The 15235-nt window shown below is 40.3% G+C and carries 14 protein-coding genes; 7 read left to right on the forward strand and 7 right to left on the reverse strand.

Annotated features, from left to right (window positions below; translation table 11 throughout):
- Positions 1-31: 31 nt before the first annotated feature.
- The 6 genes from AAU57_RS04380 to AAU57_RS04405 all read left to right on the forward strand — a co-directional run bounded on the left by AAU57_RS04380 (position 32) and on the right by AAU57_RS04405 (position 5672).
- The gene (locus AAU57_RS04380) at positions 32-853 is read left to right on the forward strand and encodes a carboxypeptidase-like regulatory domain-containing protein (protein WP_082438539.1); all 822 of its coding nucleotides are present in this window, start codon (positions 32-34) and stop codon (positions 851-853) included.
- Positions 854-922: 69 nt separating this feature from the next.
- The gene (locus AAU57_RS04385) at positions 923-1504 is read left to right on the forward strand and encodes a DUF6702 family protein (protein WP_055411764.1); all 582 of its coding nucleotides are present in this window, start codon (positions 923-925) and stop codon (positions 1502-1504) included.
- Positions 1505-1568: 64 nt separating this feature from the next.
- Positions 1569-3875, forward strand: a complete 2307-nt coding sequence (locus AAU57_RS04390) for a M1 family metallopeptidase (RefSeq protein ID WP_055411765.1) — start codon at positions 1569-1571, stop codon at positions 3873-3875.
- 66 nt (positions 3876-3941) lie between these two features.
- The gene (locus AAU57_RS04395) at positions 3942-4769 is read left to right on the forward strand and encodes a DUF4595 domain-containing protein (RefSeq protein WP_055411766.1); all 828 of its coding nucleotides are present in this window, start codon (positions 3942-3944) and stop codon (positions 4767-4769) included.
- 49 nt (positions 4770-4818) lie between these two features.
- Positions 4819-5094, forward strand: a complete 276-nt coding sequence (locus tag AAU57_RS04400) for a twin-arginine translocase TatA/TatE family subunit (RefSeq protein ID WP_055411767.1) — start codon at positions 4819-4821, stop codon at positions 5092-5094.
- Entirely contained in the window at positions 5094-5672 is a 579-nt protein-coding gene (locus tag AAU57_RS04405) for a phosphatase PAP2 family protein (RefSeq protein ID WP_055411768.1), read from the forward strand. Before AAU57_RS04400 ends, AAU57_RS04405 begins: the two co-directional genes overlap by 1 nt.
- Here AAU57_RS04405 and AAU57_RS04410 read toward each other — a convergent pair.
- The 6 genes from AAU57_RS04410 to AAU57_RS04435 form a co-directional block, all read right to left on the reverse strand.
- Positions 5649-6302, reverse strand: coding sequence for an O-methyltransferase (locus tag AAU57_RS04410; RefSeq protein ID WP_055413671.1), 654 nt, complete (start codon positions 6300-6302; stop codon positions 5649-5651). The genes AAU57_RS04405 and AAU57_RS04410 overlap by 24 nt on opposite strands.
- Positions 6303-6353: 51 nt before the next feature.
- A complete protein-coding gene (locus tag AAU57_RS04415; RefSeq protein ID WP_055411769.1) occupies positions 6354-7454 on the reverse strand; it encodes a DUF4407 domain-containing protein in 1101 nt (366 codons plus the stop codon).
- A gap of 218 nt (positions 7455-7672) precedes the next feature.
- Positions 7673-8854: a TlpA family protein disulfide reductase gene (locus AAU57_RS04420; protein ID WP_082438540.1), complete on the reverse strand. Its 1182-nt coding sequence runs from the start codon at positions 8852-8854 to the stop codon at positions 7673-7675.
- 76 nt (positions 8855-8930) lie between these two features.
- Entirely contained in the window at positions 8931-10373 is a 1443-nt protein-coding gene (locus AAU57_RS04425) for a M56 family metallopeptidase (protein ID WP_082438541.1), read from the reverse strand.
- A 55-nt stretch (positions 10374-10428) separates the two neighbouring features.
- Positions 10429-11793: a M56 family metallopeptidase gene (locus AAU57_RS04430; RefSeq protein ID WP_082438542.1), complete on the reverse strand. Its 1365-nt coding sequence runs from the start codon at positions 11791-11793 to the stop codon at positions 10429-10431.
- Positions 11794-11795: 2 nt separating this feature from the next.
- Positions 11796-12161: a BlaI/MecI/CopY family transcriptional regulator gene (locus AAU57_RS04435; protein WP_055411773.1), complete on the reverse strand. Its 366-nt coding sequence runs from the start codon at positions 12159-12161 to the stop codon at positions 11796-11798.
- A 307-nt stretch (positions 12162-12468) separates the two neighbouring features.
- Between AAU57_RS04435 and AAU57_RS04440 the strand changes: the two genes are divergently transcribed.
- Entirely contained in the window at positions 12469-13905 is a 1437-nt protein-coding gene (locus AAU57_RS04440; protein ID WP_055411774.1) for a hypothetical protein, read from the forward strand.
- A gap of 74 nt (positions 13906-13979) precedes the next feature.
- Here AAU57_RS04440 and AAU57_RS04445 read toward each other — a convergent pair whose 3' ends face one another.
- The gene (locus AAU57_RS04445; protein ID WP_197275388.1) at positions 13980-15134 is read right to left on the reverse strand and encodes a DoxX family protein; all 1155 of its coding nucleotides are present in this window, start codon (positions 15132-15134) and stop codon (positions 13980-13982) included.
- Between the last annotated feature and the right edge of the window lie 101 nt (positions 15135-15235).

A 15235-nucleotide genomic window follows, 5' to 3' on the forward strand; every position in this document is an offset into this window, starting at 1 on the left:
ATAACTTTATATTAGTATTTAATCCCATCCCATGAAATATCTCTTACTTTTTTTATTGATGACCAGCGCTGCGTTCGCACAGGATCGCGTCCAGATAGAAGGAACCATCTTAGGCGTGACTAAAGAACCGCTGGACGGCATCACCATTTTTAATGGGAATACCTTAGAAGGTACGGTGACTAATCTGGATGGAAAATTTTATATGGATGTGCGCGTCGGCGACAAATTGTCCTTTAGCGCTTTGCAATACGATCCATTTACTTTAACAGTGACAGAAACCACGGTGGAAAACAGAAAAACCCAGCTCGTTTTTACCCAAGGCGTCAACTTGCTGGATGAAGTCGTTGTGACAGATGAGTCGATTGTAGTCGCGGTTAAGAAGACTGAAATGCCTGAAACTGGACTGGACAAGGTAAGCGAGCGCAACATAAGAGTTGCCGCCGTAGACCGCATCGAGAACACTTTTTCTGACCGTATACGCCAGCCAGAAGAAATCCCGTTGGAAAATACAGCGTTCAATCAGAGCCAGCTGCGATACAACTCCTTCAATCTTGTGGGCTTGCTAGGTGGTTTGTTGATTGAAGGCGCATTGCGCAACGTTGACCTATCTGTCGACGCACCTAGCAAACAAGAAACCCGATTCAAAGAGACGCTGCTTCAAAATGAGTACAGCACCGAGTATCTTGTGGATTACCTTGACATTCCAGAAGACAAACTTTTTGAATTCATGGTATTCGCCCAAGAAAAAGGTTTGAATAAAGCCATGTTGTTGCCAGAAAATGAATTTCAATTGTTGCAATTCCTGGATGAGCAGGCGACTACATTCAAGAAAAGGATCGCTAAAAAAGAATAAAAGGTTCATTTTTAGGCATTGTTATTGCTCAAAATATATTGGCAATCGCCATAATTGAATACACATCCTATGAAATTGACTAAAGTAGCCGTAATGATCATGGTTCTTTTTGGTGCCCTTGCAAGCACTGCTTCCACAATCAAGGAGGCTTTTGATTTACCCATGGTTGTTGAGGATTCTCGCTTTCGCGAAAGCGAAATCACCCAACAGTATCACAAATATTATCTGTCTGTTTCCAACGTGAAATACAATGAGAAAAGTAAGGCCCTGCAAATGGTTTCTAGATTTTTTATTGATGACCTGGAAGATGTTCTTAATGAACGCATGGATAAAAAGGTCACGCTGGGAAATCCCGATGGTCTTGAACAACTCAAACCGATTTTGAACCGCTACATCAATAGCAGACTGCGTGTTAAGGCCGATGGAACTACCACAGATCCTACCGTTATAGGCGCAGAATACGATGCCGACCAAATTATCATCTACATAGAATTACCGGCCGCAAAACAGCCTAAGACTGTTGAGGTGAGCTACAAGGCCTTGTTCGAACTTTTTCCCGAGCAAAAAAACCTCGTGCATTTCAAAATGGGCAGCCAGCGTAAATCACTGCTTAACAGCATGGATACGCCTACAGATCGCGTAAACTTTTAAAGGGATACCATAATTCGATCCCAATATTCTTAAATTAGCAGCAATTAGAAAAAAACACCAATTAATGAAAGCAATTAAATTTTTGTTCATGAGTATGATGCTCATTTCTTTTGGCGCTTTTGCACAAGATGCACCTGCCGAAGAAAAAGCACCAGAACACTACAACGAGAACAAATTCCGTCAAATGTATCAGGAGTTCTCAACTCCTAACGAATACCGTAGCGCCAGTGGTGCTCCAGGTCCTGCGTACTATCAACAGCGCGCAGACTACAAAATGGACGTACGCCTGGATGATGCAAACCATCACCTATACGGTTATGAAACCATTACCTATACTAACAAATCTCCAGATGTCCTAAGCTATTTATGGGTACAACTGGATCAAAATATGCGTGCCAAGGACAGTAAAACCCCTTTGATTGAAGGTGGAAGAATCGATCCTTATGCAACTCCAGCCGGGTTTACTGGTAGCTTCTTGGAGCAGCCATTTGATGGTGGTTTCAACATCACCAAGGTTTTGGACAGTAAAGGAAATCCTTTAAAATACACCATCAACCAAACCATGATGCGTGTAGAGATGCCAGAACCATTAGAGTCTGGAGACGATTTTGAATTTGATATTGAATGGGATTACAACATTAACGATCACGTGAACGGTCGCGGCCGTAGTGGTTATGAGCAAACTCCTGATGGGAACCGCTCTTATGTTATCGCTCAATTCTATCCACGTATGGCAGTTTATAATGACGTTGAAGGATGGCAAAACAGCCAGTTCTGGGGACGTGATGAGTTTGCGTTGCCATTCGGTTCTTTTGAAGTGAATATCACTGTTCCTTCTGACCACTGGTTAGACGGTACTGGTAAATTGACCAACCGTAAGGATGTTTATACCAAAGAAGAAATGAATCGTTATGAAAGAGCGATGAAGTCTTATGAGAAGCCTGTGATTATTAGAACACAAGCAGAAGCTGAAAAGTTTGCTCAAGGAAGTGCAGAAACCACAACAACTACCAAAACATGGAAGTTAAAAGCAGACTTCGTACGTGACTTTGGATGGACATCTTCTAGAAGATACATTGCAGACGCTATGGCCGTAAAAGTAGGAAAGAGCGATGTGATGGCAGTTTCCATCTATCCGCCAGAAGGTAATCCTCTATGGGAACAATGGTCCACTTATGCCGTTGCACAAACACTGAAGTCGTACTCAAGAATGACTTTTGATTATCCTTACCACAAGGCGATCTCTGTACACGCTAAAAATCAAGGGATGGAATATCCTATGATTTGTTGGAACTATGGTCGTCCAGAGCCAGACGGTTCTTATTCTGACCGTGTGAAGTATGGAATGATTTCCGTAATTATTCATGAGGTAGGACACAACTATTTCCCGATGATCGTGAACTCTGACGAGCGCCAGTGGACTTGGATGGATGAAGGTTTGAACACTTTTGTACAGTATGTAGCAGAGCAGGATTTTGGCGAAAGCTATCCAGAAGCCCTTAAAGGTGACACAGATCTTGATAAATATCCATCACGTCGCGGTCCAGCAGCAGCCATCGTTCCTTACATGGGCGGTGACCAGCGTTATATTGCACCAATTATGACCAAAGGTTTGAACACTTATCAGTTTGGTTCTAACGCTTACGCGAAACCTGCTACGGGTCTAAACATTCTACGTGAAACGATCATGGGTAGAGACTTGTTTGACTACGCATTCCGTGAGTATTCCAACAGATGGATGTTCAAGCACCCAACGCCAGAGGATTTCTTCCGTACTATGGAAGATGCCAGTGCAGTGGATCTAGACTGGTTCTGGAGAGGTTGGTTCTATTCCACTCAATATACAGATATGGCGATAGGTGGTGTTGATCAATACTACGTTTCCAATGAAGTAAATGCTGAAATGAAAGAACTAGCGGCAGAACGCAACATACCACTTGAGCGATTCAAAGGTTTGGTATTCATGGTCAAAAAAGACTCTGAAGACTACAAAGCCGAAATGGACGGTCAAGACCCTAAAGAAGATGCGGTTGCTTTGAAAGAATACTTGATGGATAACTTCACACCAGAAGAAAGAGCACAGCTTAAAAACCCTAAGTTCTTCTACCAAATCACTGTTGATAAACCAGGTGGATTGGTTATGCCTATCATTCTAGAATACACCTATGCTGATGGAACTACTGAAAAAGTAACGCACCCAGCAGAAATCTGGAGATACAATGATAAGCAAGTGACCTTGTCTAAAGGTTCTGCTAAGGAGATCACTAAAATCGTTATCGATCCAGATCTTGAGACAGCAGATATTGATGTGTCTAACAATGCATGGCCGCAAGAAGCCACAGTAGACAAGTTCGAAGAAATGAAGAACTAAAAATTCTCATGGAATAATTATCAAGCCAGATTTACAATGAATCTGGCTTTTTTATGTTTGTACGTTATGAGAAAACACTTTTTCTATATCGCGGTTAGTTTTCTGGCTTTAAGCTTTGTTGCTTGTGATGATGATATCATGAGTGATGACGAGCTGGTCGAAGTCATTGAGCCTGTAGATGATCTTGTGAGATTGCAGGGCATCACAATAGAAGACGATGCGGCTACCGTGATTCAAGAAATAGAGATTGATTATGATGAGAAATCATTAATCAGGCAGATCACGTTCTCGGGCATGGAAAATGTCCTCTATAACATGACGTATGCGATTAATGATCGGTTGATAGCCTTTGAGAAAGTACAGAACGGTCAAACGACTAGCAATACGCTGGATTATAATAATAACCTCATCACCTTGACTACAACATTCCCAGATGCCACCGTACAGCAAAAGGAATTAAGTATTGACTTTCAAAACAGGATCAACTTCGTTAGAACTTTTGATGTTGCCACTAACGGCTCCAGAACTGCTACTGATCAAACCCAATACGTGTACTCGCAAAACTTCAATGTGGAGCGCATTAACGACTTGAGACCAACAGGAAACTCTATTGAATCCACTACAGAGCTTACCTATCTATTCAACAACAATCCGTTTAGGGACATGAACGATGTGATACGGTTTTTGATTTTTGAAGAGTTCGTTCCCTATACCAGGTATTTACCTGCAACGCTGGAAGAGCGATTCAATTCCAACGGTCCACCTGTAGATGGTAGGTTTGTGTCTTACGATTACACCTTGCAGGAAGACGATTTTCCCAGTTCTAGAACCGTATCGTCCACTACGGCAACCGGCACTCAAACCACGGTAGAGACTTTTAATTACCTACCTTAATTAACGCTTTTGAATATCTAAGATCTTGCTGGGATCGTATATTTGCATCATGGTTTCATTGCCCCTTTTTATAAGCATGCCAGAAATGATGATCGTAGGATTGGTCATTATTTTGGTATTTGGTTCTGATAAGCTACCCGAAATTGTTCGAGGTATCGCAAAGGCTATGAATACCGTGCGCAATGCCACTGACGATATCAAGAATGAGATCACTAAATCTGCCGATGAGCATGGTTTCTCAAAAGATATCAAGGAAATCACCAAACAAATTGAGCAAGTCAAGGATCAGATTGAAGATTCTGGATCCATCAAACGCAAGTTCTAATGTGGGAAGAACTCGTCCAGTTAGATCGTGACATATTCAGTTTTATCAATGGTCTTTGGATAGGTAGGTTTACCGACTTTTGGCTGTTTGTTACCCAGATAGAACACTGGATACCGCTTTACCTTTTCTTCTTTTATTTACTCTACAAATCTATGTCTTGGCGCAAAGGATTGGCCAGCATTGGCATGGTGTTGACCACTGCTGTTTTTACCTTGTGGTGTACCAATTTTGTCAAGAACAATGTGGAGCGCCTGCGACCTAACAATGAACCCATGTTGATGGATAGCATCAACATTCTGCAAAAGCCAGAAAACTTTAGTTTCTGGTCGGGTCATAGTGCCGTAAGTTTTGCAGCCACGACAATTGTGGTGCTATTGCTGCAGCATTATAAACCCGGCAAATGGTATTATCTTTTTTATATCTGGCCCATCGTTTTTGCGCTTTCCAGAATATTTGTGGGCGTGCATTACCCTGCAGATGTCACCGTGGGAATGATCGTCGGGCTTCTCACCGGCTATGCTTTTTACAAGCTGACGCTATTTCTCTTTGACGTGCTACAGAACACGAGAAAGCGTTAATCCATCACGTACGGATAGGAGCACCGTTTGCAATCTGGGATCTTCCTTAAGTAGTCTATTATATTCCAGCAATACAGGTGTTGAAATGTCTTTAGGCAGTACTTCTTCCACTACTTTTCCATGCCATAGGACATTGTCAGAAATGATCAAGGATCCAGAATTCACCTTTTCCATCACTTGTTGCAAGTAGGTGACATAATTGGGTTTGTCGGCATCGATAAAGACCAGGTCAAAAGTTCCCTCAAGTTGCGGGATGATTTGGGTGGCATCGCCTATTTTTTGATGCACCGTGATTTTAGGGTTTATGCTTTCGCGAAAGCGAGAAAAATATCTGCCCGCAAAATCCTCTAATTCTTCATTGATATCGATGGTCACCAATTCACTGCCAGACGGCATGCCTTCCATCAAACATATCGCAGAATAACCCGTAAACGTACCGATTTCCAGAACACGTTTAGGAGCGCGCAAATGCGAGATCATACTCAACACGCGACCTTGATAAGCACCAGACAACATGATGGGTTGCAGCACCTTTAAATGCGTTTCCCGGGTCAGATCTTTTAAAATCTGCGGTTCATCCTGTGAGTGGTTGACGATGTAGTCGTCTAGATCTTTGGGTAAAAAAAACATGGCTGCAAGATACATCTTACAGCCATGTTTCTAAAAAGTTTGACTTTTGGTCTAACCCAAAATTCCTTTCTGCTTTTCATAAAAAGCATCGGCTTGTTTTTGCATGAGTTGGCGTGCGGTTTTCTTCTTGTAGTTGTACAGTTCTTCCTCATCGGCTATGTCCGCATAGACGCGATTGTTCAGGTCGCGGTCGGTTTGCACCATGACCGTTTGCTGTTGCTTTTGCTGGGTGACCCATGATTTGACCAGTTCTTCACGCTCTGCCAGTTTGAAGTCGTACTCACCTTTAGGAGCGAGTAATTTTGCAATAATGGGCGAGGTCTCGATCGCTAGAAACAACAGGAAAATAAAGAACGAAATCAAAAACGGCAATTTGTTCAACGCACTAATGCGTGCCATGAGTCCATCAAAGTTATCGATGATGGGTTGGGTAGCGAGTAACTGTGCTGCTTCACGTTCCTGGACCTCGGCGAGCTGGGTTTCCAGCGCCAGGATCTTTTCTGCATTGACGGGTTTCAGTGCCTGTAATTCGGCTAGGGCTGCGTCGTGTTTGTCGCGCTTCTCTTTGTAGACCGGTCCTTTCCCTAGGCGGTTGGTTCCCGCGGTACCTTCAGCCTCTGCGATGTAGGTGGCATAGAGCGCCTCGACTTCGGCCTCTTTGTTGGTGACCTCGTCTTTTAGATCTTGTATCGCTTTCGCGAAAGCGGACTCCTCAGCAGCAAACAGTAATCCTACTTGCTCCTGATTCTCGAGGGTCATCTCGTTCTTTTCGGCAAGGAGCACGCGGTCGATTTCCTTCTCAAACATTTTGAGTTCGAGAGGTTTTGAGATCACCACGGCAATGATGATGGCCAGCAAAATACGTGGCGTCGCCTGCCAGATCTCGTTGATTTTCTTGTCGCTTTTCTTAAGTGTGGAAACGATATAACGATCCAGGTTAAAAATCAACAATCCCCAAACCAGGCCAAAAGCCGTAGCGACCAGATAGCTGTCAAAAACGGTAAATAGCGCGTAGGCCGAGGCAAAAAAGGCCATGAGCGCGGTAAAGAAAACGGTAGCGCCTATACCGGCGTATTTGTTGCGCTCTCCAGCGCTACACTTATCCAGCAGATCTGCATCTGCACCGCTACAAAAAATGAAAAATGATTGCATGAAAACATTAAGTTAGGAGGTTATAACGCTCTAGGCGGTAAAATGTTACATGGATGATTTGGAATAATTACTAATTATTATTTGCTGACGCAAAATTGGATTGCCTATATCGGAATTGAGCGTTCATTTAGATAAATAACGAGCAATTACCGAATCAAATATTGACTTGATGTATCGGAATCAGCATTACAAATCGCTAAAAAAGCTATCGAACCTTCTCACATCATAACTTTTGGTTTGCTTTTGATCTGTTTGCTCAAATACTCTTTAATATCGCTTTCAATTTTCTCTGTATATCCCACATATTGATGTAGAACAATGCCCTTCTCATCTACTAAAAAATAATTAGGTACACCGAATACCCTAAATTCCTTTTTCAAATCTTTATTACCTCTAAGATTCAGAAAATTTGCATTTCGTTTTTTAACGAGATCTTGAGCAAAGTCATAATCTTCGGTAACTACACCAATTATCTGTAAATTATCACTATAGGTATCATTTAGATTTTGAATTTTAGGAAATGATTGAATACATGGACCACACCATATTTCCCAAAAGTCTATCAATGTCAATTTTTTTTGATTCAGCGCATATTGTGTTTCTGGTTCAAATAGCTTGGGTAAAGTTATTTCGGGTATTTTTTTACCAATAATAGGATTTGGTGCTGGCTCGTCATATACTATTGGTTCATACTCGTTCAGTATTCTTTTTTTGTTTTCAATTGAACTTTGAACACTATCATTAAGTTTATAATTGCTGAATTTGTAAATGCTTTGAAATTTGTTTCCTACCTCTGGCTGGACTTCTGTTTTTACGTAAATTGGAAGTAAATCATGATGTCTTAGAATTAACTCTTTTGTCCTTTCCGTGCTATTGTATATAGTGTCATCCGCAAATTTATATCTGACATGGTAAGTGCTGTCTGTTTCGACTAGATCAACGCTTTGATACTCTTCTTCTAACTTGAAAATGTCTTCGTAAATCATCTGACCACCAGGCGTACCAAGTAAATGTGAATCTGGAGTTTCAATACGAATCTTTTTATCTTGGTTGTATAATTGAAAGGCTTCTCCATTATCATAAACCAATGCTCTATTTAAATCATTTCTTATTCCGTAAAACGAAAATCCAAATATTTCATCATTTTCATCTCTCTCAATGATGGCACTACCTTGATTATCCCAGATAGTGCCGTCGGCGAAATGCATTATGTTCTGCACATCATAGCTTAACTTTTTAATTTTTTTGTATTCTTTCTCGACTTGACTTTCTAATTGTTCGAAATCTTTTTGTTTGTTTTCGCACCCTGTTAAAATAGTTATCACAAATAGAGCGTAAATCAAACGATTTGCTATTTTGAGAGTATAATTACTTGATTTTAATTTATTTGAATACATCATTTTGATTGTCTTATTATTTTGAAATGAAATGTTCCGTATGTTTTTCAGTTGAAATAGATGTAAAATCCAGGAACACTTAATTATGAGTCTGTTCTATTCTCTCTAGTTCAGCTAGGTAGATGTTAAAGTAGTCATCTACATTTTTTAAGGTATTTGAATAATTTTTAGAAAATCCAGCTTTCTTGGTATCAACAGAGATTATGCATTTTTCTCTTTTACCAATTCCCATATTAAGACTGGCCTCATCTATATTTTCCAATTGACGCATCATTTCTTCATAATTATAAGGTTGATCGTCTATAAGAAAAGTTTTATTTGTACGGACTTCATTGTTCATCTTATAAACTATTTGTTGTAAAAGATTCATATTGGCTACCGTAGTTCGTTCTGCATCTGGCCACTCAAAATTATAGGAACCCAAAATAGGTCTGTAGTTTATATCGGCGATGTCAAAAACATTTTCATTTTCATCGTAAAAAATTATATCATCGTCTTTTATGGAGTAACGATACTTTTTGTTTTTTAAGGTAGTGCTCTTATTTTCTGCAACAGGATCAATCAGTACCAGAGATATTTTTTCTTCATTAAGAGTGTCCTGAGAAGTTAAATTAGATTCTCGAATTATTTCATTGCTATCTTGTGATTTGACGGTGATTTCCTTACCACAACCTACAACCAGCAAGGCCAAGACTAGAATAACAACTATGCTTCTCATTAGCATACTAGCGTTTGAAGTATGACTTTTCATAATCGTAAATCTTTTTTTGATGATAGGAAAATTGAAAGTGTTGGTGATGGTTTGGTATTGCGATCTTGCCGTAAAGGCAAGCAAGGTTTCTTGATAGGTACTTGTCTGATAGCCTTTAGCAAGTACAGCATGGTCTGCTAGAAACTCGTGATTGAGCTTGATGGAAAACCTGATCAAGTACAATAAAGGGTTGAACCACATGACGACGATCAAAAATTCCATTAATAATATATCAATGCTGTGTCGTTGTTCTAGGTGCGCCATTTCGTGCTCCATAACCACTTCAGGTATTTTGCCTGATCTGTATTCTTTTGCAGAGATATAAATACGATTGTAAAAGGAATGTGGCACTTCTACATCCTTACGCAAAACCAATTTGTGGTCATTATAAATTGACAATTCATCCGTTTTCTTGATGCGCAGGTTATAGAGATTTCGCGTTAGTCGCGCAGCCATAATCGCAACGCCTAAGAGATACAAGCCTAAAACGATCAAACTCCAATCTACAGTGAATGATTCTTGAGCTGCGGCAATAGGTTCTACCACTTCGGTTGGTATTTCCGATGCTGTGAATTCCATCGCGGGAATTGCTGTTTGCACCGGTAAAATTACCGTGCGCACTACAAGAAATGGTACCATCACCGAAACGACTAGCGAAGTCAATAAGTAAAACCTCTTGAATTGATGCCAACTCGTATTTTCCAGCAAGAGTTTGTACACCAGCCACAAGCTGAACAAACACACCGAGCTATTGATTAAGAAGTGTTGCATGATTCTTACTTCGAGTGATTAAAGATTAAGCTAAAGGAAACCGATGCTATCATCTTTAAATATTGAAATTTGGAGCAAACAATACCTTATCAGAAGTTTCTTTCACTTTTTCTTTAGGCCAAAAATAAAAGGCATACTTATCTTCTTTTGTTTTTATGTAATAAATGTAAGTATCGCTTGTATCTAAATTTTTAAACTCATTGTATGTATTAAAATAATCACCAGTTTTTGAATAACCCCAAGCTTTACCTTGAATAAAATAATTTTCGATTTCTGCATTATTGAGTAAATCAGAATATTTGGTCTCTGCCTCCCAAAGTGCAAATGGAACAAAACCAAAGTCTTTTGTATGTTTCATTTTATCTCCTTTTTCATTGTAAAGACTCATCCCTTTTTCTTTCAAATTGTAGTAATACACTTGATTATCTAGCTCAATGGTACCCGAATTTTGAGCGCCATTTAGATAAACAAGTGTAGGTTCAGATAAGATAACTGCATCAGGTATTGAATCGCTTTTAATCCTAGAATCTTCTAGCTTTTTTACATCATTATTAGAGGATTCTACCATGACTTCTTCCTGCCCGCAACTAATAACGAGTAAAGCAAGGACAGGTACAATAGCAAGACTTCTTAAGAGTCCGCTGGCGGTGGTGGTGTGTGTTTTCATAATGGTAAATCTTTTTTTGATGATGGGAAAATTAAAGGTGTTGGCCAGCGCTCGATGTTGACTGCTGGACGAATAGGCGAGTAATGTTTCTTGATATGTTTTTGTGGGTACGCCACTGGAAAGCACCGCTTGATCTGCAAGGAATTCATGATTTAGCTTCATGGAATATTTGACCAGATACAACAATGGGTTGAACCAAAACAAAACAATAAGAAGTTCAATAAATAAGATATCGGCACTGTGTCTTTGATCCAGATGTGCCTTTTCATGCTGTAGTACGGTATCTGGAATATCGCCTGCGTGGTAATCCTTCTTTGAAGCATAGATACTGTTGAAGAAGGAGTGAGGCACCTGAACCAATTCCCTTAAAATCAGTTTGTAAGAGGTGTAAGTGGTGACTTCATCTGTGGTTTTGATGCGTAGGTCATACAGGTTTTTTGAAAACCTGTAACCCATAATCAAAACTCCTATCAAATAAGCACCCCATAAGATCCAGCTCCAATCCATTGTAAAACCAGTTTCTACAATGGTATCAGGGTTCAATTCCATGGTAGTGAAATCTGGTGCAGGTCCGTAATTTAAAGGAACCACTACGGTACGGACCACCACAAAAGGAACTATGGCCGAAATGATGATGGCTGCCAGGAAATAAAACCTCTTGAATTGATGCCAACTCGTATTTTCCAGCAACAGTTTGTACACCAGCCATAAGCTGAACAAACAAACAGAGCTATTGATTAAGAAGTGTTGCATGGCTATTGATCTCTGATTTGGTCATCGATAATCTTCTTGAGTTCCTTCAATTCTTTTTGAGACAGGTTGGTTTCCTTAGTAAAAAAGGACGCGAATTGTGAGGCGCTGTCGTTAAAGAAATTTTTGATAAGACCGTTCACGTGTTTGGAGAAGTAGGTGCTCTTTTCTACCAGTGCATAATATTGGCGGCTGTTCCCCAAAAGATCATATCCAACAAAACCTTTATCGGTCATGCGTTTGAGCATGGTAGCAATAGTCGTGTTGGCAGGTTTGGGTTCTGGATAAGCATCAAGCAAATCTTTCATAAAGGCTTTTTCTTGTTTCCAAAGCACATTCATTAATTCCTCTTCAGATTTTGACAACTTCATTTCTACAATTTTAGAATATGTTCTACAAATGTAGAATAATAATTTGATTCTACAAGTGTAGAGGTGAAAGATTGTAATTCTGCTTCCAGTATACCGAATAAGAGATAAATAATTTAACCATATACCTATTTCAACAGCTTAATGATGTTTAAAAACTATTATACCCAACCTATAAATAGATAAAGTGTTTAAAAAACAAGATGAAAGGTAAAATTATAAGTCTAAATAATGAATATACAGTTAAATGAATGTATATTAGTTCAGTGGAAACTAAAAAGGTTCGCAATTGTTTATAAAATATGCATTTATGAAAAAGTCCCTATTCATCTTTTGCTTTCTGTGTTTTGTCATTTCGTTCGCACAAGTGGGAATAGGTACGGCAATGCCAGACCCTTCGGCTTTGTTGGATATTAGTTCTTCTACTCAAGGAATGCTGGCTCCTAGAATGACTACTACCCAAAGGCAAGCTATTGTTTCACCAGCCAATGGGTTGTTAGTTTATGATACAAACGATAATAGCTTTTTCTTTTATGAAGGTGACTCCTGGTCGTCATTGGATCCAATAAAAAAAAGAACCAATTACAAGCTGGTCCAGTCTATTGCAGACCTCTCTGAGGAGCTTACCGCAGGAAGTGGATCTAAATATGTATTAAACACAGATTTTCTTTATGAGATTAATGGGACCATCATTTTTGATTTCCCGATTGATTTGAACGGCGCTTATATAGAAGGAGTAGATTCTTCAGAAGATATACTTGTAAATAATTCCAGCGTTAGTCTATTTGAAGGGACCAGTGGTGGTGGTTTGCGCAACCTGACCTTGTCAGGTAACGGCAAGCAACTCTTTGACATCACCGGTACCGCAACAGATTTGTTGTTGATTAATAATACCGTCATTGCAGGTGCGAGCACCGTTGGAACCTTGAGTGGTTTAGGTACAGTGTTTCTAAGCGTCACACAATATGTTTCAAATGCAGATGGGCTCACCATAGATAACATTGATAACTTCTTTGTCAGTAATATTTTTTGGTCGGCTTCTAACGCTGGAACCTTTATGCGATTTACGGGAACTTTTGAAAACCTGCAGATGAATGGTGGTCGTATTGAGGCAGGTACTGGCGAGACTGGTATTGATGTGAGCTCAAATCCTACTATCGTTAATGACGCGACACTGGCACAGCTTAGTTTTGTCGGTGATGGGACGTTGGTCAATAGATATACAACAGGTAGCTATACGGGATATAACTTCACCAAAGACTGGAATGTCAATTGCTCTGGAATACCGCTTGAGGTTGATCAAAACGCCACAGCAAATTTTTATTACAATGGGACCTTGACCACTGGATATACACAACCCATATCTAATAATACGCCTGTACAGCTTAAAAGCAGTAGCAATTTTGTTGCTAGTGATCTTTTCAGATTTGCCGCACAGGACAATAACAATGATTTGATTTATGAAGGTAAAAAAAGAAGAACGGTTAAGGTAAACGTTTCCTTGAGTGTAAGAGTGGTAAATGCTGCCGGTGATTTTTATGCTTTTGCTATTGCAAAAAATGGTGTTATCGCGACGGAGACAAATAGTACGGTTATTATCAATAATGACACTCAAATCCAAAATGTCGCTCTCACAGGAGTGCTTACCATGCAACCTGGCGACAGGATCGAGGTCTTCACCAACCGATTGACGGGTACTGGTACAGACTCTGTGGTAATTTTTTCAGAAAACCTAAGTGTACAATAACACCGATAGGTCTACAGGTATTCGCAATTTACCTAGAGATTGATGTATTTCGCTTTCGCGAAAGCGAACTCGCACTATCTGTTATAGGGATATTCATTCACCCAGTGAAAACCACGATTCAACAAACGGAAGCTTTTCAAGTCCTTAAGCCTAAGGTCTACGATCAAAGAATCATTATCACGCGAGCTTTGCAGCCTCATGTTGGTGGAATCCATGGATCTCAATGTTATATTGTAGCCATCCAACTCTGAATCTTTCGGATACATCTTAATCCTCGTTTTGGTACTGTCCAGTTCAAATTTATAAGACTCGATACTGTCATTAGTCATTTTGATGGATGCCATATTCTCGTTGTCCAAGATCAAATACCGCCAGCGACCCGTTGCCGTGGTTAACGGCATAAGAGTATCACCTTGCTCGACATGCAATTGCACTTCCCAGATGCCATAATAATCTGGCTTGTCCCTTTTGTGGCCTAGGCTATGCTCGCCTATGAATCCACCAATGGAGAATGCCACCAGCAACAATCCAGTAGCAATCCATTTAAAATAGATCACAATTTTGTTCCATGTGTTACCATCTGCTGGATTGTAATATTCATAGCTCTTGACGGCTTTGTTTTTAAAGAAAACATCTATAAAGCGCCGGCTGTCTGTCAGGAAAATGAACAACGCCATGAGCACCAGATGAACCGAGAAGATCTTTACAGGAATATCATAGGTAAAATTCATCACGGCCACATGCGTCATAACGCCAGTAACGATGAGCGCACCCAGCGTTTGCGTGCGTCTGGGAATGAGTAGCAAACCTCCCAAAACCTCTGCAAAACCAACAAAGACATTAAAAGCATTGCTATGTCCCATATAGGTCCAGGCCAGTCCCATAGGCGACATATCGCCCACAGGTTGTAAAAGCCTGAGCAGTGAAGGATCCATGAATTGGATCTTGAACACTTTTACCATGCCGTAGGTAATCATAAAGAATATCAAGAAGATGCGCAGCGCCACGATAAACCAATATCGCAGTTGATTGTAAGAAGGCCTTTTGTAATCAATGGCGGTCCAGACAACAGTACCGGTAATGGCCACGACGGCTTGCAGAAAAAGGGACAACCATGACATCGTATCGTCGCCGCTACCGGTAGAAACAGTCTCCAGCCTGCCGTTCGTTTCAAAAATGGTGCGTCCTATCCATGATAGAATGGGGTCCATAAAAATCCGCCCAAACATGAACAAGATGTAGACCGTAAAGAATAGAAAAAAGAATCTGAAAAAAATCTTGGAAGCCGGCGACCACCGCGCGCGATACTCTTGTGTTAGTAACATGATGT

Source organism: Nonlabens sp. YIK11 (genome assembly GCF_001413925.1).
Lineage (GTDB): Bacteria > Bacteroidota > Bacteroidia > Flavobacteriales > Flavobacteriaceae > Nonlabens.

Bases quoted from the DNA above. Each gene is read 5' to 3' on its own strand.
- AAU57_RS04425 (WP_082438541.1), bottom strand. From the start codon at position 10,373: ATGCAACACTTCTTAATCAATAGCTCGGTGTGTTTGTTCAGCTTGTGG.
- AAU57_RS04395 (WP_055411766.1), top strand. From the start codon at position 3,942: ATGAGAAAACACTTTTTCTATATCGCGGTTAGTTTTCTGGCTTTAAGC.
- AAU57_RS04410 (WP_055413671.1), bottom strand. From the start codon at position 6,302: ATGTTTTTTTTACCCAAAGATCTAGACGACTACATCGTCAACCACTCA.
- AAU57_RS04385 (WP_055411764.1), top strand. From the start codon at position 923: ATGAAATTGACTAAAGTAGCCGTAATGATCATGGTTCTTTTTGGTGCC.
- AAU57_RS04415 (WP_055411769.1), bottom strand. From the start codon at position 7,454: ATGCAATCATTTTTCATTTTTTGTAGCGGTGCAGATGCAGATCTGCTG.
- AAU57_RS04420 (WP_082438540.1), bottom strand. From the start codon at position 8,854: ATGATGTATTCAAATAAATTAAAATCAAGTAATTATACTCTCAAAATA.
- AAU57_RS04430 (WP_082438542.1), bottom strand. From the start codon at position 11,793: ATGCAACACTTCTTAATCAATAGCTCTGTTTGTTTGTTCAGCTTATGG.
- AAU57_RS04440 (WP_055411774.1), top strand. From the start codon at position 12,469: ATGAAAAAGTCCCTATTCATCTTTTGCTTTCTGTGTTTTGTCATTTCG.
- AAU57_RS04435 (WP_055411773.1), bottom strand. From the start codon at position 12,161: ATGAAGTTGTCAAAATCTGAAGAGGAATTAATGAATGTGCTTTGGAAA.
- AAU57_RS04445 (WP_197275388.1), bottom strand. From the start codon at position 15,134: ATGTTTGGGCGGATTTTTATGGACCCCATTCTATCATGGATAGGACGC.
- AAU57_RS04390 (WP_055411765.1), top strand. From the start codon at position 1,569: ATGAAAGCAATTAAATTTTTGTTCATGAGTATGATGCTCATTTCTTTT.
- AAU57_RS04380 (WP_082438539.1), top strand. From the start codon at position 32: ATGAAATATCTCTTACTTTTTTTATTGATGACCAGCGCTGCGTTCGCA.
- AAU57_RS04405 (WP_055411768.1), top strand. From the start codon at position 5,094: ATGTGGGAAGAACTCGTCCAGTTAGATCGTGACATATTCAGTTTTATC.
- AAU57_RS04400 (WP_055411767.1), top strand. From the start codon at position 4,819: ATGGTTTCATTGCCCCTTTTTATAAGCATGCCAGAAATGATGATCGTA.